20 protein-coding genes are annotated in these 21,095 nt (G+C 44.2%); 17 read left to right on the top strand and 3 right to left on the bottom strand.

The genetic code is table 11. The annotated features are described in order from the left end of the window. Window positions 1–5 precede the first annotated feature (5 nt). The gene (locus tag ACUN27_RS26260) at window positions 6–899 is read left to right on the top strand and encodes a glycine betaine ABC transporter substrate-binding protein (protein ID WP_418936962.1); all 894 of its coding nucleotides are present in this window, start codon (window positions 6–8) and stop codon (window positions 897–899) included. A 118-nt stretch (window positions 900–1,017) separates the two neighbouring features. Here ACUN27_RS26260 and ACUN27_RS26255 read toward each other — a convergent pair whose 3' ends face one another. Then, the gene (locus ACUN27_RS26255) at window positions 1,018–2,298 is read right to left on the bottom strand and encodes an ArsB/NhaD family transporter (RefSeq protein WP_315954707.1); all 1,281 of its coding nucleotides are present in this window, start codon (window positions 2,296–2,298) and stop codon (window positions 1,018–1,020) included. Between the two features lie 475 nt (window positions 2,299–2,773). On the opposite strand from ACUN27_RS26255, the gene ACUN27_RS26250 reads away from it, so the two are divergent. The 10 genes from ACUN27_RS26250 (at window position 2,774) to ACUN27_RS26205 (ending at window position 13,695) form a co-directional block, all read left to right on the top strand. Continuing rightward, window positions 2,774–4,564 (top strand): sensor histidine kinase, encoded by a 1,791-nt coding sequence (locus ACUN27_RS26250; protein WP_445559794.1) that lies wholly within the window; start codon window positions 2,774–2,776, stop codon window positions 4,562–4,564. Then, window positions 4,536–6,137: a response regulator gene (locus ACUN27_RS26245; RefSeq protein ID WP_445559793.1), complete on the top strand. Its 1,602-nt coding sequence runs from the start codon at window positions 4,536–4,538 to the stop codon at window positions 6,135–6,137. The genes ACUN27_RS26250 and ACUN27_RS26245 overlap by 29 nt, the downstream gene beginning before the upstream one ends. Window positions 6,138–6,348: 211 nt before the next feature. Then, entirely contained in the window at window positions 6,349–7,242 is an 894-nt protein-coding gene (locus tag ACUN27_RS26240) for a carbohydrate ABC transporter permease (protein WP_445559792.1), read from the top strand. A gap of 13 nt (window positions 7,243–7,255) precedes the next feature. Next, on the top strand, window positions 7,256–8,086 hold the full coding sequence (locus ACUN27_RS26235) for a carbohydrate ABC transporter permease (RefSeq protein ID WP_315954703.1): 831 nt from the start codon (window positions 7,256–7,258) through the stop codon (window positions 8,084–8,086). Between the two features lie 113 nt (window positions 8,087–8,199). Next, entirely contained in the window at window positions 8,200–9,528 is a 1,329-nt protein-coding gene (locus ACUN27_RS26230) for an ABC transporter substrate-binding protein (RefSeq protein WP_445559791.1), read from the top strand. A gap of 88 nt (window positions 9,529–9,616) precedes the next feature. Beyond that, a complete protein-coding gene (locus ACUN27_RS26225) occupies window positions 9,617–10,534 on the top strand; it encodes a dihydrodipicolinate synthase family protein (protein ID WP_315954701.1) in 918 nt (305 codons plus the stop codon). Window positions 10,535–10,571: 37 nt separating this feature from the next. After that, on the top strand, window positions 10,572–11,267 hold the full coding sequence (locus ACUN27_RS26220; RefSeq protein WP_315954883.1) for an N-acetylmannosamine-6-phosphate 2-epimerase: 696 nt from the start codon (window positions 10,572–10,574) through the stop codon (window positions 11,265–11,267). Next, window positions 11,264–12,244: an ROK family protein gene (locus tag ACUN27_RS26215; RefSeq protein WP_315954700.1), complete on the top strand. Its 981-nt coding sequence runs from the start codon at window positions 11,264–11,266 to the stop codon at window positions 12,242–12,244. Before ACUN27_RS26220 ends, ACUN27_RS26215 begins: the two co-directional genes overlap by 4 nt. Continuing rightward, window positions 12,241–12,726: a YhcH/YjgK/YiaL family protein gene (locus tag ACUN27_RS26210; protein ID WP_315954699.1), complete on the top strand. Its 486-nt coding sequence runs from the start codon at window positions 12,241–12,243 to the stop codon at window positions 12,724–12,726. Before ACUN27_RS26215 ends, ACUN27_RS26210 begins: the two co-directional genes overlap by 4 nt. A gap of 6 nt (window positions 12,727–12,732) precedes the next feature. Then, window positions 12,733–13,695, top strand: coding sequence for an acetylxylan esterase (locus ACUN27_RS26205; RefSeq protein ID WP_445559790.1), 963 nt, complete (start codon window positions 12,733–12,735; stop codon window positions 13,693–13,695). A 141-nt stretch (window positions 13,696–13,836) separates the two neighbouring features. Here ACUN27_RS26205 and ACUN27_RS26200 read toward each other — a convergent pair whose 3' ends face one another. Beyond that, entirely contained in the window at window positions 13,837–14,316 is a 480-nt protein-coding gene (locus tag ACUN27_RS26200) for a TspO/MBR family protein (RefSeq protein ID WP_315954697.1), read from the bottom strand. A gap of 227 nt (window positions 14,317–14,543) precedes the next feature. Between ACUN27_RS26200 and ACUN27_RS26195 the strand changes: the two genes are divergently transcribed. Both ACUN27_RS26195 and ACUN27_RS26190 read left to right on the top strand, forming a co-directional pair. Then, a complete protein-coding gene (locus tag ACUN27_RS26195; RefSeq protein ID WP_315954696.1) occupies window positions 14,544–16,109 on the top strand; it encodes a glycoside hydrolase family 43 protein in 1,566 nt (521 codons plus the stop codon). 85 nt (window positions 16,110–16,194) lie between these two features. Next, window positions 16,195–16,767, top strand: a complete 573-nt coding sequence (locus ACUN27_RS26190) for a beta-class carbonic anhydrase (protein WP_315954882.1) — start codon at window positions 16,195–16,197, stop codon at window positions 16,765–16,767. A gap of 76 nt (window positions 16,768–16,843) precedes the next feature. On the opposite strand, the gene ACUN27_RS26185 is transcribed toward ACUN27_RS26190, so the two are convergent. Continuing rightward, complete coding sequence (locus ACUN27_RS26185) at window positions 16,844–17,392, bottom strand: TetR/AcrR family transcriptional regulator (protein WP_326063444.1); 549 nt, start codon at window positions 17,390–17,392, stop codon at window positions 16,844–16,846. A 202-nt stretch (window positions 17,393–17,594) separates the two neighbouring features. Between ACUN27_RS26185 and ACUN27_RS26180 the strand changes: the two genes are divergently transcribed. The 4 genes from ACUN27_RS26180 to ACUN27_RS26165 all read left to right on the top strand — a co-directional run bounded on the left by ACUN27_RS26180 (window position 17,595) and on the right by ACUN27_RS26165 (window position 21,077). After that, entirely contained in the window at window positions 17,595–18,635 is a 1,041-nt protein-coding gene (locus tag ACUN27_RS26180; protein WP_315954694.1) for an NAD(P)-dependent alcohol dehydrogenase, read from the top strand. A gap of 37 nt (window positions 18,636–18,672) precedes the next feature. Next, complete coding sequence (locus ACUN27_RS26175) at window positions 18,673–19,866, top strand: multidrug effflux MFS transporter (RefSeq protein WP_445559789.1); 1,194 nt, start codon at window positions 18,673–18,675, stop codon at window positions 19,864–19,866. A 22-nt stretch (window positions 19,867–19,888) separates the two neighbouring features. Next, a complete protein-coding gene (locus tag ACUN27_RS26170; RefSeq protein WP_315954692.1) occupies window positions 19,889–20,284 on the top strand; it encodes a (R)-mandelonitrile lyase in 396 nt (131 codons plus the stop codon). Between the two features lie 85 nt (window positions 20,285–20,369). Then, window positions 20,370–21,077: an SDR family oxidoreductase gene (locus tag ACUN27_RS26165; RefSeq protein WP_315954691.1), complete on the top strand. Its 708-nt coding sequence runs from the start codon at window positions 20,370–20,372 to the stop codon at window positions 21,075–21,077. Window positions 21,078–21,095: the final 18 nt, after the last annotated feature.

Here is a 21,095-nt window from a genome sequence, read left to right as displayed (position 1 = left end):
ATTTGCTGAAAAATAAAGCGAAAATAGGGATGTTGGTCAGTTTAGTTGCAGTAATGGTCATGACAGGGTGCTCCAAAGACGCATCGTCATCGGCAGAAGAAACGCTCGGAAGCCAGGTTCATCATGAAATTATTGGGATCGACCCAGGAGCGGGATTGATGAAACAAACGGCTCAGTCAATCAAAGATTACGATCTAAAGGATTGGAAGTTGGTAGAGGGTTCAAGCGCGGCAATGACAGCAGCTCTTGATAAGGCTTATAAAGATAAGAAGCCGATCATTGTAACAGGCTGGACCCCGCACTGGATGTTTGCCAAATATGATCTAAAATACTTAAACGATCCGAAAGGCGTCTTTGGTAAAGATGAGCAAATCCATACAATCGTCCGCAATAACTTGAAAAAGGAGGCTCCATCTGCATATACAATGCTAGATAGATTTGAATGGACGCCTGAGGAGATGGCTGTTGTAATGTCGGCAATTGCTGAAGGCAAGAAACCGGAAGAAGCCGCAGCCAATTGGGTAAAGGATAACGCCAGCAAGGTTGACGGCTGGGTGAAAGATCTCTCCCAAGATAAGGGGAAGAAGTTGAAGTTGGCTTATGTAGCGTGGGATTCGGAGATTGCAAGTACGAATGTTGTGAAAACTGTCTTGGAAGATAAGCTGGGCTATAAAGTGGAAATGCTTCAAGTTGAGGCTGGTCCTATGTGGGCCGGTATCTCTGACGGTAGTGCTGACGCGTTAGTTGCAGCATGGCTTCCAACAACGCATAAAGATTACTTTGATAAATTTGCCGGTAAATTTGAAGATTTGGGACCGAACTTGAACGGTACGAAGCTGGGATTAGTTGTTCCAACGTACATGAATATCGATTCGATCGCTGATTTGAATACAAAATAATGAAGTACAAGAAGAGCCGGTGATGATCTGGCTCTTCTTTAAGTTTAGTGAGCTTCTTTTTCTTGATTCCGGATGTTTCGGACAGATCGTTCCTCTTTCCAGATTGCAATCCTCCTAGCTAAATTAAAAAGCGGACATAGATATAAATACTGGCTAATACGACGGAGAACAACATGAGGGGGAAGCCATATTTCATAAAAGTAACGAATTTAATCGGATAACCTTCTTTGCTTGACAACCCAGCAACGATCAAATTGGCGCTCGCTCCAATTAATGTCCCGTTTCCGCCCAAACATGCACCAAGCGCTAAACTCCACCATAAAGGTTCCAGGTTATCTACTCCCATATTGCCCATTTCTTGTATCATTGGAATCATTGTTGCGACAAAAGGGATATTGTCTAAAAAAGCTGACGCAATCGCACTTAGCCATAGGATTAACATGGATGTCGCGATTGGATTACCTCCTGTCAGCTCAATCGCTTGCGCGGCTAGTTTGGAGATGACGCCCGTTTCCACTAGCCCTGAGACTAACACGAACAAACCGATGAAAAAGAATATTGTGGTCCATTCCACCTTGGTGAAGGCATTTTCCATGGCGTGTTCACCAGTTAAAAGAAGTAGAATAAAAGCACCTGTCAAGGCGACGGTTGCTGACTCCAGATGGAGCATTTGATGCAGGAAAAAACCAATGATTGTAAGCCCTAAGATAGAGACACTTTTAATCAATAAAGTACGGTTTGTAATGACTTCTTTCTCGTCAATGTGCATGATGCTCATCTTTAATTCAGGCGTCGTTTGAATTTGCTTACGAAACAGGAGAACAAAAATAGGCAGCATGCAAACCATGATAATAACGGCGATAGGAGTAAGGTTATTGATAAATGCTATGAACGTTAATTCTTTAACTGCACTGCCGATCATGATATTCGGCGGATCCCCGATTAGAGTCGCTGTACCGCCAATATTAGAAGCGAGGATTTGTGTGATCAGAAAAGGAACAGGATTCACTTTTAACTGCCTAGTTATACTGAATGTAACGGGCACCATCAAAAGTACGGTCGTAACGTTGTCAAGAAAGGCAGACCCAACTGCAGTAATGAGCACGAGTGAAATTAAAATACGAACAGGGTCACCCTTCGCTTTCTTAGCAGAGACAAGAGCGATATATCGGAATAACCCAGTTTCTGCAGTAATGCTAACAATGATCATCATGCCTATAAGCAGCCCTAAGGTATTAAAATCAATATGGTGTAAAGCGTCTTCTTGATTAACTACACCTAGGATGACCATGAGGACGCCGCCGAGCATAGCGATGATCGTACGATGAATTTTCTCGGCAATGATCATGCCGTATGTCACTAAAAAGATGCCAATTGCTAAAATCGCTTGTTGTTCCATAATTTTCCTCCTACATGTTATTTGCGTTTTGATAAAAAATATCCAATAAGGATATTCATATACGCTCCTTTCTTTGCATAAAAAAAGAGCCCAACCAAGGGCTCGGCATGGCTAAAAAAAACCAAAAGGAGCCCTTGGTGACAGGCTCCTCCAAAATACAACAAATATTTAATTACTTCATGATATGAATAGCTTACATAGAATATTCATTTGCGTTATAAATTTACAATGAAGTAAGGTTTATGTCAAGTAATTTCATGCTTAAATCCTTTTACCATGAGCGGCAATGGAGGAGTTTCTAAGTATATTGACGGAGTGGAGCAATAGATGATCTAAATTGTACCTATGCGCATAGTGTGGTAGACTTCACCTAAAAGTTGCTCTTCGTTTTCGTTCTCAAATTGGAGAATGGGGGAGGAGGGCAGGTAAATTTTAAGCAGAGTGGGGTCGCGCCATGCAATGGGTGAAAAAATCAATGCAACGCTGGAATTCTATTCACAACCAGATTCTTTTTTTCATTCTGTTGTTTCTCATTATTCCCCTATTTATTAGCGCCTTTTGGATCGATAAGCCTTTAGAGCGCGTGATTGAGAATAAAATCGGCAATGCGACATCAGAAGCTTTGTACCAAATCGATTTCAATATTGAGTTATTGCTGCAGGATATGCTGAAATCCGCGGTAGACATCTCAACGAACCCCAATATGACCTCCCTGCTGAAACAGCCGAATTCCGTTACCTATTACGAAAAGCTGCGGCTTGCAGATAACGCAATGAATAAGCTTTATTCTTCTTATTTTTCGGAAAGCTATGTAACTTTGCTCGATATGCACGGTAATTGGTTAAGCAACAAAATTGTTCAACAAGATTTATATGACGAGTATGTTCAATCGGATTGGTATAAAGAGATGTTAAAAGAACCGTTTGGCATTAGCTGGATGGCGAATGACAGCAACAATTATATTTATTACGACAGGAGTCAGCTCGTTACGCTGATTAAAACCATAACAGATGTGCAAACCAATCAAAATATCGGGATCGAGCTCTTTAGCGTAAGCGAAAGCGATTTTCGCAAGTATATGTCGAAATTGGACGGCAATGTCATGATCATGGACCAACGGGGGAAAATTATTTCCAGCTCCATGAAAGAGGGCATGGATCCCATAGAGGTTTTACCAGAAGACGTCTCCAAAATATGGGACTCCTCCAAAGGGCAGTTGATTGTGGAAAAAAATCATCGGAAATGGATTGCCAGCTATGACACGATCGGTTTAACCGGCTGGAAATTAATACAGTTTATTCCTTACGATACGGTGTTTAAGGAAATATTTGATTTACGCAGAACGAATATGATCACGGTCGGGATCATTGTCATCGTATTTATGCTGCTCGCGTTCAGCATATCTTACCGAGTATCCAAGCCGGTCAAGCTTTTAAATAAACGAATGAAAGAAATTGAGAAAAACGACTTTAACAGCTCTTTGGCGCTTTCGGGTCCCAATGAAATTGCTACGCTGATCGATACCTATAACCACATGGCCAGACAAATTCGGGATCTGCTTCAAAGGTTGAAGGAGGAATACGTTCAGAAAGAAGAAATGCGTTTCCGAGCGCTTCAGGCACAGATTAACCCGCATTTTATTTTGAATACGTTGAACAACATCAAATGGATGGCTTACATTCGCAATGACCGGGAGGTCGGGGAGATGCTGTCCAGCCTGGGAAGTATGATGGAAGCGAGTATTGGAAGAGGGGAAACGTTGATTTCGCTCAAAGAGGAAATGGACTATGTTCAGCACTATATTACCCTCATGAAATTGAGATACAACGATAAATTGAGTGTCGAGTTTCATATTCCCGAGCCGTTAATGAAGCAGGAAGCCATTAAATTTATGCTCCAGCCCATTATAGAGAATAGCATTCACCATGGAATTGAGTCGATGGAAGGAAGAGGTGTTATTACGATTAAGGCTATGGCCGACCAAGATCAAAATCAAATGATTTTAACCGTTACAGACAATGGGACAGGGATCCATCCGGACAAAATCGATGAAATCAATCAGAGCTTATTGCAAGGACATGGACATGCTGCATCGCAAAGTATTGGGATTAGGAATGTGCATGAGCGCATCCGGCTTCAATACGGTGAAGGGTACGGTTTGCATATCCAAAGCAAGGCGAACGAGACGACGGTCGAGTTCAAATTGCCGCTCAAAACGATTGAAGAAGGGAATGCTTATGCCTCTGAAAGTACTGCTCGTAGATGACGAATTTTTGGTTCGATTAGGTATAAAATCATTGATTGACTGGGAGCAGCATCAGCTGACCTATGTCGGGGATGCACAGGATGGTTTGGAAGCATTGGAGATTATCGAGAAGACGAGACCCGATATCATGCTGACCGACATTGTCATGCCAAGAATGAACGGTATTGAGCTGATTGAGAAAGTGAAGAGCGAGTATCCGGATACGCATATCATTGTGCTCAGTTCCCATAATGATTATGAATATGTGCGGAAAGCGATGAAATTGGGCGTAGAAGACTATATCTTGAAAGCGTCATTAAAGCCTGAAGAACTTCTGCAAATGTTGCTTGAGGTTTCGAAGAAAATTTCATCAAGCCGTGAGGTTCGGCAGCGCCAAATCGAAACCAAGCCCGCGGTGGAATTGAGTGAAAACGGAGGTTCGCGGCAGCTGAAGCAGTGGATTTTTCAGGGGAATGCCATGGCGGAAGATGCGCATGTTGCGGAAGAAAATAAAGCATTCTTTCTGAATGGCTATGTGTTTGTACTGATGACCATTCATCGTGATCAGCATCGAACGGATAGCTCGGACAAGATGAAGTTAATGAATCTTATATCCTTACAGCTGGATAAGAACACAGAGCGTATATTTCAAGATGTGAATGAGGAAGAAATCGTCCTGCTTTTTCCCAAAAAGAAGGCGGGAACGCATACAATTGACGAAGCGATTAGGTTCGGCAAGGAGATCATTGAGGCCGCAAGAAGATTTATTAATCTATCTCTTAGCATAGGGATTAGTGATGGGTCTCAAGGTATACAGAGTCTGCCAGACGTATACTCGAAGGCGAAACGCGCGCTCCAAAATTATTTTTATGAAGGAAAAGAAAAGGTTTATCTATATGGGGATCATTTGGAGAACATTCAAGTATGGAATGTGATGACGCAAGAGGATGAGACGGTCTTGAAAGTCGAATTGGACCGGATGAACGCGGCGGGGATTAAGCAAGTGCTGGACAGAATATTTGAACGGATGGCAATGTGGAAAGGTCCTGTCGAGAAGTGCATCCAATTGTGTTTACAGCTGCTTCATACGATTCAGAACGGCCTAAAACCTTATCAGGAAGACTTGTTCAAAGAGCTTGAGCAGGAGGAACCCCTATATAAACAAGTCCTGAAGCTTGATGAATTAAACAAGGCGAAGCAATGGTTCGAACAACTGATTGATGACTGCTGCGGTCAAGGGAAAGCACTTGGGGGAGGAAACTTCCGGGAAGATATTCAACAATTGATTCTTTACATGAAATCTAATTATACAGAGGACATCTCTTTGAGGCATGCCGCCGAAAGAGTCAGAATGAGTGAAAATTATTTAAGCTATTTGTTTAAGAAAGAAACGCAGGTGGGCTTTTCGGAATATCTCAATCAAATTCGTGTAGGAAAAGCAGCGGAATTATTGCTTGAATCCAAGCTGCCTGTCTATGCGATCGCAGAAAAGGTAGGCTATGAGAATTTTAATTATTTTGGCCGAATCTTTAAGAAAACGATGGGTGTAAGCCCCCAACAATACCGTGTAAAGTTCAAATCCTCCTTATCCTAAGGAGGATTTGTTGTTTTTGTTTGCTCATTCGTAAAAAAGTGAACAATGATCGTGGAAAAGTGAACAGCCGTAAAAACTCCTTATTTTTATGAACAAAACCGATAGATACGTTCCTGTTTTATAAAGTTTCGGTAAACTATAATAATTTCTGTAAGCGCTATACAAATAGAAAAACAACTAGAATAACAGTTTATGATTTGGAGGGGTGAAGATGACGACCAGAGTTGCTAAGGCGTCGCAGTCTATTAGAGGTGAATTTTGGGGGCTCTTTTTTATTGCTCCATTTGCCATCTTGTTTCTTATTTTTGAGATTTACCCGATTGTGAACGCCTTCTATCTTAGTTTTTTCGATTACGGATTAGGGAAGAAGGAATGGATTGGGCTTGGGAACTATGCGGAATTGATGTCAGATCGCGTCTTTTTACGCTCCATCGCCAACACATTCGGTTTTGTTGTCGGCACAGTGCCATTAACATTTATTTTCGCCATATTTGCGGCTGTGCTCATTTATGGCAAACATAAGCATATTGCCTCTTTCTTCAGAGGTGCGTTTTACTTGCCGATCATCACTTCTCAAGTCATTCTTTCCTTAATTTGGGCTTGGATCTATAGCCCTGTGAACGGGATTGCCAACTATGCCTTATCCTTGTTCGGTGCAAAGCCGGTCATGTGGCTTTCCGATGAGCGAGTAGCCTTATTAGCGCTGATTCTAGTCGTTGTGACCTTTAACGTGGGACAACCTATTATTTTACTATTAGCTGCATTGGGTAATATATCTCCTGAGTACTATGAGGCCGCGGATATCGATGGGGCTTCAGCGCCAAGAAAGTTCTGGCACATTACGCTGCCGCTCTTGAAACCGACATCGTTGTATATTCTGGTCATGTCAACGATATGGGCCTTCCAAACCTTTGTTGTTGTACAAATGCTAACGGGAGGCGGACCCAACTACGCCACTTCCACGATTATGTTTTTGTTATATGAAACCGCATTCGTGTATGGAAAGCTTGGCGCAGCCTCTGCAATGGGCATCATTATTACTGTCCTGATTTCGATTGTGGCCGTTGTTCAGTTTAAGCTCATGAAGTCAGATATTCAATACTAAGGGAGGAGTACTCATGGCTAAATCATCTTACTTGATCATGAAGGCATTGGGGAATATCCTTCTGTATGTATCTGCCGCATTGTTTATCTTTCCGTTGTATTGGATGTTTACCGGCGCTTTTAAGAACCAGTCTTCCAGCGTGAAAATTCCTCCAGACTGGATTCCTACAAAAATAACATTGGCGAACTTCTCCAATCTGATCAATGACGGCTCCATCTTTTATTGGTTATATAATAGCGGTTTCGTTTCTGTTATTGCCACTGTTGGCGTTGTCCTCATTGCATCCATGGCTGGTTACGCTTTAACCAAGCGGAAATTCAAAGGCTCTGAATTTTTCTTTAGCGCCGTCTTAATTGCAATGTTCATTCCTAGACAAATTACCCTTGTCCCTTTATTTACGATGATGCGGGACCTTGGTCTTGTAAACAATTTGGCAAGCGCCATTTTGCCGGTGTTGACCATTCCGTTTGCGGTATTCATGATGAAGCAATTCAGCGAATCCGTACCGACTGAACTGTTGGAAGCCGGAAGAATCGATGGCTGCTCTGAAATCGGATTGTTTTTTAAACTGTTCTTCCCGATCATTAAACCTGCCATTGGCGCGCTTGCCATCTTTACATTTACGTATGCCTGGAACGATTACCTCTGGCAGCTGATTATGCTCAGCGATAAGACCAAAATGACGATAAATGTGGGTATCTCAACACTCGTATCGGAATATGTGGCCAATTATGGGCTGCAAATGGCTGCCGCATCCCTTGGTTTTATACCGGTATTCATCATTTTCATCAGTTTTCAGAAGTATTTCGTGAAAGGTATCACACTTGGCGGTGTAAAGGGTTAAATTTCAAATTGCCCCTAGGATACTACTTTAGGAGGTGAGCCCTCGTCCCAATCGAGCAAGAAAATTGTTTTAACGGTTTCCGATTTGAAGAATTAAAAATTGGAGGGGTTTACATGAAAAAGCTTGCCATTACTTTGTTGTCTTCGGCGTTAGTTGTAACAGCTGCCGCGGGATGCGCCAAAACAGACGAGAAAAAGAACGCGGGCAATGCGCCGGCAGCGACAACAGCTTCGAAAGAGAAAGTCGAGCTTACTTGGTGGGTTGATGCACGCGGTGATGTGAAGCAAGTCTATGATGACATCAAAGCAGGATTTGAAAAAGCGAATCCAAATGTGAAAATTAACATGGTTGTAACACCGGATGACAAAATTAATGAACGAATCAGCGTTGCCGCCAATACGAACGAAGTTCCTGACATTCAACAAGGTTCATTCTTCTGGCCATTGTCTTATGCCAAAAAAGGCTTGCTGGTTCCGCTTGACGATATTATTGACAAACAAGACTTCGAAGAAAAAACATTGAAATCCGTTTCGGTTGACAACAAGGTCTATATTTTTCCAAACAGTACAGTAGCTATCGGTCTACTAGTTAATAAAGATTTATTCAAAGCAAAAGGTGCGCTGGATCTGCTCCCTCAAAACATGCAGCCGTGGTCTTCCGAACAGTTTCTAAAAGCGGCAAAGGCAGTGACGGATCCGTCGAAGCAAACTTACGGTTACGGGCTTTATGCTGGGGATTCCGGCGGTGACCAAGGAACTCATTCAATTCTATGGGGTTTTGGCGCAAAAACGTGGAATGAAGACGATACCAAGGCAACTCTGAACTCTCCGGAAGGCGTTAAAGGGCTTGAATTCTTGACCAAGCTGACGGATGAGGGCGTAGTTCCGCCAGGCGCGGCCGGCCTAAAAGCGACTGCGGTATTCAACGATATGTTCGTTCAAGGCAAGCTTGGCATGGCGTTTGGCAATATCGGGAATTTGCCGACGCTGAATAAGGCATTTGCTGAAGGAAATGCCAAGAAATTCGATGTCGATATCGTTCCTTTCCCTTCTGTGGACGGAAAATCTTCAAACACGGTATTGTTCGGTTACGGCACTTGGATGTGGAATACGAAGAATGAAGTGAAAATGAAATGGGCCAAAGAGTTTGTGAAATTTGCCAACAACCCGGAAAACATGGGCAAGATGACCCAAGCGGAATCTGTCATTGTAGCGCGCAAATCGCTTGCGAAAAGCTATGAGCACGGCACAATGAAAAGCAAAACCATTGAATTGTTCAAATATGCAGGAGACATCGGTGTATCCGTTCCAGGATACCCGCAGACTCGCGCTGCTTTCTACCCTGAGGTTCAAGCCGCATTGACGAAGGCCAAAACAGCTCAACAAGCATTGGACGACTGGGTGAAGAAGTCAAACGATATTATTGCAGCTTCGTCGAAATAGATCTTTTTATAAGTGAAAATACGTTTCCGGGGTTCGTATCACCGGAAACGTATTTCATTCAAGACAAAATCAAAGGAGAATGAACAACATGAAAACTTATGACTTAGAGCGATTCAAAGGTATCACAGTAGCTATGTATTCTTGCTATGACGAGAAAGGCGAAGTGAGCAAAGAGGCGGCTAAAAAATTAGCTCGTCACTATGCCAATATTGGCGTGAATGGTTTATACGTGGGAGGCAGCTCCGGGGAAGGGATGCTTCAAAACGTCGAGGAGCGGAAGCAAACGCTTGAGGCGGTCATGGAGGAAGTTGGCCAAGAAATGACGATCATCGCACATGTTGGCGCACCTTCCACCAGAGATAGCGTCGAGCTATCCAAACATGCTGAGCAAGTAGGCGCTCATGCGATATCGGCCGTACCGTCGATTTATTACCGCTTGTCCCCGCAGAGCGTTGAACATCACTGGCAACAGATGATTGACAGCACATCGCTGCCGTTCATTATTTATCATATTCCCCAAACAACAGGGTTTCAATTATCGAAAGCTTTACTTACGAAAATGGCAGCACAAGACAAAGTCATCGGTGTGAAAATATCCGCCGAAAGTACCTTTGAATTGCAGCAGTTTAAAGCAGCTGGAGGAGATGATTTCCTTGTCTTTAACGGTCCGGATGAACAGTACTTGGCAGGCCGAAGCATTGGCGCGGACGGCGGTATCGGCGGCACATACGGTGTTATGCCAGAGTTATTTATGAAAATTGAACAGTGCTATGTTGAGGGGAAAACGGAAGAAGCCCGCAAATGGCAGTTTATTGTGAACGATCTGATTGCGGAATTGCTGTCATTCCCATCCTTGTATGGTGCTTGCAAACAGATACTGAAGCTGCGCGGTTTGAACACCGGCGAAGCGAGATTGCCGTTCTTGCCAGTGCCAGAGGCGGAAATTAGCCGTTTAGAAGCAATCAACGAGAAAATCTTGTCGTATATCAACCAAGCTCAGGTCTAATTCATTTTTGGGAGAGGAAGGATGACACATGAGTAAAATGAGCAGCTTTTTTCCTGAAAAAGGGTTAATTGTTTCCTGTCAGGCACTTGCAGACGAACCTTTGCACGGCGGCGACACGATGACGAAAATGGCAAGAGCCGCGGTGCAATCCGGAGCAATCGGCATTCGCACGAACGGTGTATTTGATATTCTTTGCATTAAACAAGAAGTTGATGTGCCTGTGATCGGACTCATCAAACGAGATATCCCGGACTCGGCTATTTTTATAACCCCAACCCTTACCGAGGTGAAAGCCATCGTATCGGCTGGAGCGGATATTGTCGCTTTGGATGTCACGGACCGCGAGGGACGGTTGGAGGCTGTGAAGCCCTTGATTGCTTATGCCCACGAGCATGGAGTGGCTGTTATGGCGGATATCTCCACGTTGGAGGAAGGGGTGGCCGCAGAGAAACTGGGCGTAGATTTCATCGGAACGACACTTTCGGGTTATACGCCTTACAGCCGGCAGCAAGACGAGCCTGACTTCGAGCTGTTGTCTCAATTGTGCGCGTCTGTGCAGGTTCCCGTCGTTGCGGAAGGCCGCATTTGGACACCGGAGGATGCGGCTAAGGCGATGAAAGCCGGGGTCCCTTACGTTGTTGTCGGAAGTGCGATTACCCGTCCACAGCTGATTACTTCGCGATATGTGAATGCCCTGCGTAATAGCATGGATTCGGGGGAAGTGAAGCGATGAATTCCGGATGGTATGACGCTCAATCCCCTTACGCGATTGGTGTGGACATCGGCGGTACCAAAATAAATACGGGCATCGTCTGTGAGTCGGGAGAAGTCCTTCATTCGCTTAGCCTCAGCACCTTAGCGGGGCAAACGCATACGGGCAATCGGGCAATGGAAGCAGTTGAAAATTTGCTCCAGAAAGTGGTGCTGGAGCAGCCCGACTTTCGGGTACGGGGGATCGGTATCGGAAGCGCCGGGCAGATTGAATGGGCGAGCGGTCATATTCGATTTTCCTCCGATCTTATACCGGGTTATCAAGGTACGCAGCTTAAGAAGATGATGGAAGAAAGATTTCATCTGCCTGTACACGTCGATAACGATGTGAACGTACTTGCACTCACGGAAAAGCGGTTTGGAGCGGGAAAGGGAATCGATAACTTTATATGCCTTGCACTCGGAACCGGGGTGGGGGGAGCTATCGTAGTTGAAGGCCGCTTAGTGCATGGCGCATGGGGCGGGGCAGGTGAGATTGGCCATATGTCCGTTAATTTTCAAGGACCCTTCTGCATATGCGGAGGGCGTGGTTGTCTGGAGCAATACGCATCCGGGACCAGTATAGCCAGAAGGATGAGAGAGAAGCTGGTATCCGAAGGGCTTCCTGTGGAGGATGTGGATACGCGCGAAGTTTTTGCCCGGTGGCAGGCTGGCGAACCGCTGGCTAGTACGATCATGGAAGAAACGATAGCCGCTCTAGGCACAGGTATTGCTTCATTGATTCACACGTTTAATCCGGGGCTGATTGTCATCGGCGGCGGCGTTGCAGAAGCAGGTGAGCTTCTGTTTGACCGGCTGCGTCAAGAAGTGCGCAGTCGAACGATGGCTTCAATGTTGGATGCCGTTCGCATCGAGCCGGCCTACAAAGGCAATTGGAGCGGCATGATCGGCGCGGCTTTGCAAATCTGGGAATACGCAGACGAAGGGGTGCAGCTGTGATTATAGGAAATAGGGAGAATTGGAGCAAGGAACGCCAGTTTGTCCATCCGGTGCTTAGGAAAATCATAGATGCGGTACAAACCGTGGATTTCTCCAAGATTGGGAATGGCAGATATGTGTTACAAGGTGACGATATTTACTATACGGTTATGGAACTGAATGCAAGGGATGTGCAAGAAACCCGGGCGGAGAAGCATAACACGTATATCGACATTCACTTTTTGTTAGACGGCAAAGAAACGATTGGTTGGGCGGGAGAATCTTCTAATCTTACCGTGGTTGAAAGCAGCAAAGAGAATGATTATAGCTTGTACGATTCTGCTGCCGGGGAACAGTTCCTGGAGCTTACCCCAGGCATGTACGCTGTCTTTTATCCGCATGATGTTCATAGGCCAGGCCTGAGGGGAAAAGACGACCCTGCTCCTTCCCGCATACGGAAAGCGGTCGTGAAAGTCAACAAAGACCTTTTCATAGGAGGATAGTCCAGGATGCCTGTCGTTGATTTGTCGTTAGAACAGTTGAAAACCTATGAAGGGCGCAATCCGAGGCCAATTGATTTTGACGCCTATTGGGATCAAGCGCTTCAAGAGATGCAGGCCGTTGATCCTTGTGTGGAACTCATTCCGGCTGAATTTCAAGTGCCTTCTGCTGAATGTTTTCACTTGTATTTTACAGGTGTAAACGGAGCGCGAATTCACGCTAAATATGTGCGGCCCAAAACGGCGGGTGGACAGTATCCAACTGTGCTGCAGTTTCATGGCTATTCCGGCTGCAGCGGGGATTGGTCGGAGCTGCTGGCCTACACAGTGCTTGGCTGCTCAACTGCATGGCTTGACGTTCGCGGCCAAGGTGGGCTGTCCGAGGATACAGGCGGTGTCGTCGGCAATACTTTGCGAGGCCATATCATTCGCGGATTGCAAGATCATGATCCGCACAAGCTGTTCTTTCGTCATGTTTTTTTGGATACGGCGCAACTTGCCGCCATTGTCATGAACTTTCCGGAGGTGGATGCGGGCCGGGTTGGCGTTACCGGTTGGTCGCAAGGAGGCGCGCTGGCGATTGCCTGTGCGGCGCTTGAGCCGAGAGTTCGCAAAGTGGCATCAATCTATCCCTTTTTGAGCGATTACAAGAGAGTATGGGAAATGGACCTAGCAAAGGATGCGTATTGGGAGCTGCAGAATTTCTTCCGTTATTTCGATCCCCAGCATCTTCGAGAGGAAGAGTGGTTTACCAAACTGGGTTATATCGATATTCAAAATTTGGCACCGCGAATTCAAGCGGACGCATTGATTGGTGTTGGTTTGATGGATACGGTTTGTCCACCGTCTTCGCAATTTGCTGCAATCAATAAAATGAAAACATCGGTCAAGCTTGAAATTTATCCAGATTTCGGTCATGAACCGATTCCCGGCATGAAGGATCAGATCCTGCAATTTATGGCTGGTTTGTAGAACGCGATTTTTCTGAAACCAAAGAGATGAACATCAAATTTACAACGTTATCACTGGACTGGCTCGCGTCATCCTAGAATTCAGAATATAATCAAAAGCCCTTGAAAATTTCAAGGGCTTTTTCAACTGAAGCATCTAATTTTAATATGCACGGTTTACATCCTTATTTAACTGATAGATGGACCAGGCCAATAAAGCAGCAAAACAGGACCACAATAAGTAAGGTACCAGCAACCACGCAGCAAGTTTGGAATAAGGAAGCGTGAAATATATCAACAGAAACGAAGTGAAGGCTACAACAATCGTATCTAGGAAAGCCAGACGCAAGTTTTTTAGTTTAAACTCGATAAAGGTAAAGGCTTGATTAGCGATATAGTTGATCAACAAAGTTACGAAATAGGTTAGAGAGGCTTCCTGAAAACCATTTGTTTTCGTGTAAACAATGGCTATCGAAAGTGAAATCAGACCATAAATAAGGCTCCACACAATGCCGAATAGTTTAGGGGGAGGGCTCCAAGCTGGTTTATTAAGACTAGTATAATAGTTAACATCGGTAGGAAATAAAACAGCGGAGAGGGAAAATAATGCATATGAAAGGATAAACACGGTTATAAACATCATAAGAAGCACCTCCATAAAGTCGTCCAAGCTTAATACTATAGTATTTGCAAATCCTGAAAAGGATAACCTGTTGAGCAAAAGAAACCAGAAAAATTAATTCATTTTCAGAGTTGGCCTCTATCCCTTACAATGATGGCTTTGAAAGTCGACTTTCTGATAAAATTAGAAGGAAATATATGGTTTTTTAGCATAGCCGTATTATTTATTGGAGAAATGGAGTGAAGTCTGTGAAATCAGCATTGGAGCTATCTTCAAAGAACGGTCTCTGGGGTGATCAAGGTGATGGTACGTACATTAATCCTATCCTACCGGGAGATTTTAGTGACCCTGATGTTATCCGAGTTGGCAGTGATTTCTATTGTATTTCCTCAACATTGCATTTTTCTCCTGGGATGGTTATTTTGCACTCTAAAGACTTGGTGAATTGGGTGATTATTGGACACGTCGTCAATGATCTCACGCAAATAAGCCCTGAATTGAATTTTGACAAAATGAATAGGTACGGCAGAGGCGTTTGGGCAGGGGCAATACGATACTACAAAGATAAATTTTGGGTCTATTTCTGTACGCCGGACGAAGGATTTTTCATGAGTTCATCGATTCGACCTGAAGGCCCTTGGGAACCTCTGCAGCATATGTGGCAGATCGAAGGTTGGGATGATTGCTGCCCATTTTGGGATGAAGATGGACAAGGCTACCTAGCTGCCACAAATTTCAGCGATGAATACAAGATGCATTTATTTCAGATGAATGAAGAAGGGAACCAGTTATGGAAGGATACTGATTTCGTTTTCCATCAATATAAGGGCAGTGAAGCGACGAAGATTTACAAAATAGATGGTTTATATTACTTTTTCCACAGTGAGGTTCGGCATCAGGCAGGAAAAGATCTTAGAGTCGTTATGATGCTCAGATCTTCACATATCCGTGGTCCATACGAGGAGAAAGAACTCATTCATTCTCATGGTGAGGCACTGGATCGAGAGCCTAATCAGGGAGGTTTGCTGCAAACTGAGGACGGGACATGGTATTTTATCTCACATCAAGGGACTGGCGGGTATTATGAAGGGAGAACCTTGCATTTGCTTCCAGTCACTTGGGTGGATGGCTGGCCAATCATCGGAGAGGATATCGATGGGGATGAAATTGGAGAAATGGTATGGGGAGGCCAAAAGCCAATAGAAAGTTACCCCTTGATCACTCCAAGTACGAGCGTGAACTTTACTAATGACATGTTAGACCCACAGTGGGAATGGAATCATCAACCTAGGGCTGGCAAATGGTCTTTGACAGAAAGACAGGGTTATCTCCGATTGCATGCATGCGTGCCCCTAGAGGTTGGGAACTTTTTTACAGTCTGCAATATACTTACGCAACGAAGCTTGAGAACGGTAAATAATGTAGTCTTCACTAAGATAGATCTATCTGGAATGGAAGATGGGCAAGAGGCAGGCTTATGCCATTTTGGAACGAGGTATTGTACGATTAGTATTAAACAAGAGGGAACAGTTAGAACAATCCGATACAACGATACAGGTATTCAATCTATAGGATCTCGAATCAGTCAATGTGACCTATGGTTAAGATCTTGTTGGGGGCTAGACGGAATCAACACCTTCTCTTATAGTCTTGATGGTAAAAATTTCATCGATTTCGATGAACGCTATCAACTCAACTGGGGCAATTATCGGGGAGATCGAATCGGCCTATTTAGCTTTAACAATAAAGCGGAAAATGGATATTTGGACATTGAGTGGTTCCACTATCGATATGGAGGCCCTCAGGGGCAATGAATTGGAGATTTAGTTACATGTTGAGAGTGCTTTGTAGGTTATGATAAGATTGTTAGGTATAAAAAGAGAAATTGAGGTGAGAAGCTTGGATCGACTTTATGATATGTTACACTTTAACTCGGAGTTCGTAGATAAGAGGGAATTTGAAAAATATAAAACATCTAGGTTCAAAGAGAGAAAGATGGTTGTTATTACTTGTATGGACTCAAGACTTACTGAGCTCCTACCCCGAGCATTAAATATAAAGGATGGGAATTCCAAAATCATTAAAGATGCTGGAGCGATTGTATTGCACCCATTCGGCAGCGTTATGCGTAGCGTAATTGTCGCTGTATATGAATTAAATGCAGACGAAGTGTTTGTGGTCGGGCATCATGATTGCGGGATGAGCTGTATTGACCCTGGCGAAACGATTAATAAGATGATGGAGAACGGCATATCTTCCGAAACTATCGAAACCCTCGAAAGTTCCGGAATTAATTTGCAACAGTGGCTGCACGGTTTCGATAGTGTTGAGGATTCCGTCAAAGGAAGCGTGCAAACGGTCAAAAACCATCCCCTCCTGCCAAAAAACATTCCAGTTCATGGCCTTGTAATCGACCCGGAAACAGGAAAGTTAGATCTAATCGTTGACGGTTATAAACATAAGGAATCATAGGAAAAACTATAAATTATGAAGACGAAACGGCAGCCGCTCATTGATCGGCTGCCGTTTCCTTTGGAAGCAGCTTAACCTACAAACTTCTCCCTAACAAGGTGCCAACTTGTTTAGCCATAACTTGAGGCGGATAGGGCATGCCGTTTCTGATCCACCATTCAATCACGCCTGCATAAGCGGTACCTGCATATTGCAACATGACATCATCCAGTAAATCTGTATTTCTTCCGCTGTCTCTGTCAATTTCACCCTTGAATCCTTCTATAAAAGAAGCAAGAAGCCGAGCTCGAAATGCAGCTGGGTTCCCAGTACTTGCAAGCATGGTTGAGAAAAACAAATAATTTTTCTCGAAATATTCAAAGTAGGGTACAAGAGCCTCGTTCCAATCCAGCTTACAAGCCCATTCATCCATCTCCCCTAATTCATTGAGGTGTGTTTGAATGAGTTTATCCAATAAATCAAATTTATCCTGATAATGAAGATAAATGGTTCCTCGATTTAGGTTAGCCCGATCTGAAATATCCTGAATGGTTATATCATCGAAATTTTTTTCAGCCATCAGTTCGATAACAGCTTTTTTCAGAGCTTCCTGCGTTTTAAGGATGCGCCGATCTGTTTTAGCCATTGTATATTCACCAAACTTTCTAAGATACTTAACACATTCCGCAGTTCTGTTGATATATCAACAGATTGCGTTTTTTTAACCATTGAACTTACGTGCCTAATAATATAATAATAGACACTAGTTGGTTAATCAAATTTATTTCGCTAATCAAATCGAATTGATTAATCATCTTAATCTGCTTCATTGAAGGGAGACAACACACATGTGCAAAACTCACGTTCTAAGTGTTCCAGCGGCCAAAGCGCCATTTGAAAAGACTACGATTGAAAGACGACAATTACGACCGGATGACCTGTCGATTGATATTAAATTTAGCGGCATTTGTCATTCCGATATTCATAGTGCACACGGGGATTGGGCAGGCGGGATTTTCCCGATGGTGCCTGGTCATGAAATTACTGGGGTTGTAACGGCCGTTGGAGAGAAGGTGACGAAATTTGCTGTAGGTGACCGCGTTGGTGTTGGCTGCTATGTGGACTCTTGCGGAGAGTGCGAATATTGCCTCCGAGGAGAGGAGCAGCATTGTTCGAAAGGCTTTGTAGCTACCTATAACTCCTTGGACTATGATGGCAATCCAACCTATGGCGGTTACAGCCAAAACATTGTTGTTACTGAGAGGTTCGTTGTGCATATCCCGGATGGCATGGAGTTAGATGCAGCCAGTCCGCTTTTGTGTGCCGGTATTACCACTTACTCCCCTTTGAAACGTTGGAATGCCGGTCCAGGAAAAAAGGTAGCTATTCTGGGGATGGGTGGCTTGGGCCACGTCGCGATACAATTCGCGCATGCGATGGGAGCAGAAGTTACAGTGTTAAGCCGTGCGAAAGATAAGGAAAACGAAGCGCTAAGTTTTGGTGCGGATTATTATTTTTCAACGCTTGATCCTGAAACCTTTAAAATGCTAGCCGGCCGATTCGACCTGATTCTCAACACCGTATCCGCCAACATTGACGTCGACTCGTATTTATCGCTACTTCGTGTGGACGGAACGCTTGTTAATGTCGGAGCACCCGCGGAACCGAGTCAATACAACGTGTTCTCCCTAATCATGAGTCGCCGCAGCATTGCGGGGTCCTTGGTTGGTGGACTTGCGGAAACACAAGAGATGCTTGATTTTGCTGCCGCGCATGGCATTCTGCCTCAAATTGAGATTATCCGTGCCGAGCAAATAGACGAAGCGTATGAGCGAATTTTGCGTAGTGACGTGCGATACCGATTCGTTATCGACATATCGACTTTATAGACGAATGTACGATAAACTTAAAAATCATTCCCTCCGATTGGCTTTAATATTGGCGGCATTTTCCGCATTGGGACCATTTACAGTCGATATGTATCTCTCGTCACTTCCGCAAATCATGGATTTTTTCGGAAGTAACGCATCCATGATTCAAGCTAGTTTAACAGCCAGCCTACTAGGTTTAGGCTTAGGCCAGATGGTCATGGGACCTTTGAGTGATAGGTATGGAAGACGTGCGCCGTTGCTGATCTCCATGGTTCTTTATATTGTTTCATCGTTTGGTTGTGCTTTAGTACCCAATATTGAATCTTTTATCATTTTACGCTTCGTCCAAGGGGTGGCAGCATCGGCCGGACTTGTGATTTCTCGTGCGATTGCTCGGGACAGATATAATGGGATCCAATTGACGAAATTTATCTCTCTGCTTACGATGATCAGCAATATCGCTCCATTAATATCCCCAAATGCCGGAAGTACCGTTACATCGTTCAGTTCATGGGTTGGTGTGTTTGTTTTTTTGGGGCTTCTAGGAATACTATTAACTGGGATTACAAACTGGGGGTTAGAGGAAAGTTTACCAGATCAGCATCGTGTCCAGGGAACCGTCAAGGAATTAATGAGAAACTACAGTCGTCTGTTTCACGATCGAACATTTATGGGATATGCGCTTGTAAATGGTATTTTGTTCGCTGGTGTATTTGCCTTTGTTGCCGGCACGCCGTTTATTTATCAGAACATTTATGGTGTGTCGCCGGGAATATTTTCAATCCTGTTTGCGATGAACGGACTTGCCATTATGATTGGAGCTCAAATAGTCAAACGTATGGCTGACCTGCTGACAGAGCGCAATATAATTCGTATCGGTTTATTGCTGTCCCTTATTTCTACTTCCGCACTCCTGATTACAGTTCTCTCTCATGGATCTTTACTGGCAGTATTTGTTTCAACCTTCTTATTTGCAGTATCCATTGGGATCATTGGGCCGGTTTCTATTACCTTAGCGATGGAATCGCATGGACAAATGGCGGGGAGTGCGTCTGCCGTTATAGGGACTTTTCAATTCGCTCTAGGAGCAGTAACTTCGCCTCTTGTGGGAATCGCAGGAGAGTATTCAGCAGTCCCTTTTGGAATCGTTATATTTACAACTAGTTTATTGGCAATCGTTGCCTACATCGTCCTCATTAGGAAGGTGGAGACTGTAGGCGTTTTAAACCACACGAAAAAAAATACTTAATTCTAATGGAGGAATATAGAAAATGGAAATTAGAAAAGTCGGGTCTGTGCCTTCGGGTAAAGGACCATCTGAATATTTCACTGGCACGGTTCGCATTGATCCACTGATTGAAGCAGCAGATCCTGCACGTGTAGCAGGGGCAAGTGTTACGTTCGAGCCAGGTGCGCGGACAGCATGGCATACGCATCCACTGGGTCAGACGTTAATCGTAACGGCTGGAAAGGGACGGGTTCAACGCTGGGGAGGCCAGATCGAGGAAATTAGTCCCGGTGACGTTGTTTGGTTTCCGCCTGGTGAGAAACACTGGCATGGAGCTTCGCCGACCACAGCTATGACGCATATAGCGATTCAAGAGCGACTGAATGGAAAAGCTGTTGATTGGATGGAAAAAGTCAGTGACGAGCAATACCAGTCTTAGGGAGGAGAAAGTATGATTGTAACAAACTTAAGCAAAAGGATTAAGTCAACGACGATTTCTAGGGGGCTGGAAGTGGGGGATTTCAATGTCGCACAATAAACAAGTAGCCCTTGTCACAGGCGCGAACCGGGGTATTGGATTTGAGCTTGTCAAACAATTGGCTTTGAATGGTTTTCGGGTTATTTTAACGAGTCGCGATCAAGAAAAAGGTCATGAAGCAGCTCAAAGCCTTAAACATTCTGATTTAGACGTTTCTTTTGTACAAATGGATATCGATGATCAAGTGAGTATCCATCAAGCCTCGCTGATTGTAAAAAAAACATTTGGAAGATTAGACGTTTTGATTAATAATGCCGGCGTGTATCTGGATGAGAATGAACTGTTGTTGACGATGGATCCTTCTATTCTGGAGAAAACGATGTCAACGAATTTCTTCGGTGTTTACCATGTCATCCGTTCCTTTATACCGCTCATGGAAAAAAGGAGCTATGGAAGAATCATTAATATATCATCGGAATATGGAATGATGAACGAAATGTCGGAGCGTGGAGTCGGTGCATACAAGTTGTCCAAGCTTGCCCTTAATGCATTGACGCAATTGATAGCTGCAGAAATCCAGGGCGATATTAAAATCAATGCCGTCTGTCCGGGATGGGTGAGCTCTGATATGGGTGGCCCAGCTGCTCCTAGAACACCTAAGCAAGCAGCGGAGTCTATTCTTTGGTTAGCAACGATTGGGCCTGATGGACCGCAAGGAGGATTTTTTAGAGATGGAAAACCAATCGATTGGTAATGATGGATACGGTGACAG

This window comes from Paenibacillus sp. WC2504 (genome assembly GCF_052682475.1).
This window is presented reverse-complemented; position numbering and strand designations above follow the sequence as displayed.

What these genes read in the sequence shown, in the direction of transcription:
- ACUN27_RS26255 (WP_315954707.1), bottom strand. Translation starts at nt 2,298, where the DNA reads ATGGAACAACAAGCGATTTTAGCAATTGGCATCTTTTTAGTGACATAC.
- ACUN27_RS26250 (WP_445559794.1), top strand. Translation starts at nt 2,774, where the DNA reads ATGCAACGCTGGAATTCTATTCACAACCAGATTCTTTTTTTCATTCTG.
- ACUN27_RS26245 (WP_445559793.1), top strand. Translation starts at nt 4,536, where the DNA reads ATGCCTCTGAAAGTACTGCTCGTAGATGACGAATTTTTGGTTCGATTA.
- ACUN27_RS26240 (WP_445559792.1), top strand. Translation starts at nt 6,349, where the DNA reads ATGACGACCAGAGTTGCTAAGGCGTCGCAGTCTATTAGAGGTGAATTT.
- ACUN27_RS26235 (WP_315954703.1), top strand. Translation starts at nt 7,256, where the DNA reads ATGGCTAAATCATCTTACTTGATCATGAAGGCATTGGGGAATATCCTT.
- ACUN27_RS26230 (WP_445559791.1), top strand. Translation starts at nt 8,200, where the DNA reads ATGAAAAAGCTTGCCATTACTTTGTTGTCTTCGGCGTTAGTTGTAACA.
- ACUN27_RS26225 (WP_315954701.1), top strand. Translation starts at nt 9,617, where the DNA reads ATGAAAACTTATGACTTAGAGCGATTCAAAGGTATCACAGTAGCTATG.
- ACUN27_RS26220 (WP_315954883.1), top strand. Translation starts at nt 10,572, where the DNA reads ATGAGCAGCTTTTTTCCTGAAAAAGGGTTAATTGTTTCCTGTCAGGCA.
- ACUN27_RS26215 (WP_315954700.1), top strand. Translation starts at nt 11,264, where the DNA reads ATGAATTCCGGATGGTATGACGCTCAATCCCCTTACGCGATTGGTGTG.
- ACUN27_RS26205 (WP_445559790.1), top strand. Translation starts at nt 12,733, where the DNA reads ATGCCTGTCGTTGATTTGTCGTTAGAACAGTTGAAAACCTATGAAGGG.
- ACUN27_RS26200 (WP_315954697.1), bottom strand. Translation starts at nt 14,316, where the DNA reads ATGATGTTTATAACCGTGTTTATCCTTTCATATGCATTATTTTCCCTC.
- ACUN27_RS26185 (WP_326063444.1), bottom strand. Translation starts at nt 17,392, where the DNA reads ATGGCTAAAACAGATCGGCGCATCCTTAAAACGCAGGAAGCTCTGAAA.
- ACUN27_RS26180 (WP_315954694.1), top strand. Translation starts at nt 17,595, where the DNA reads ATGTGCAAAACTCACGTTCTAAGTGTTCCAGCGGCCAAAGCGCCATTT.
- ACUN27_RS26170 (WP_315954692.1), top strand. Translation starts at nt 19,889, where the DNA reads ATGGAAATTAGAAAAGTCGGGTCTGTGCCTTCGGGTAAAGGACCATCT.
- ACUN27_RS26165 (WP_315954691.1), top strand. Translation starts at nt 20,370, where the DNA reads ATGTCGCACAATAAACAAGTAGCCCTTGTCACAGGCGCGAACCGGGGT.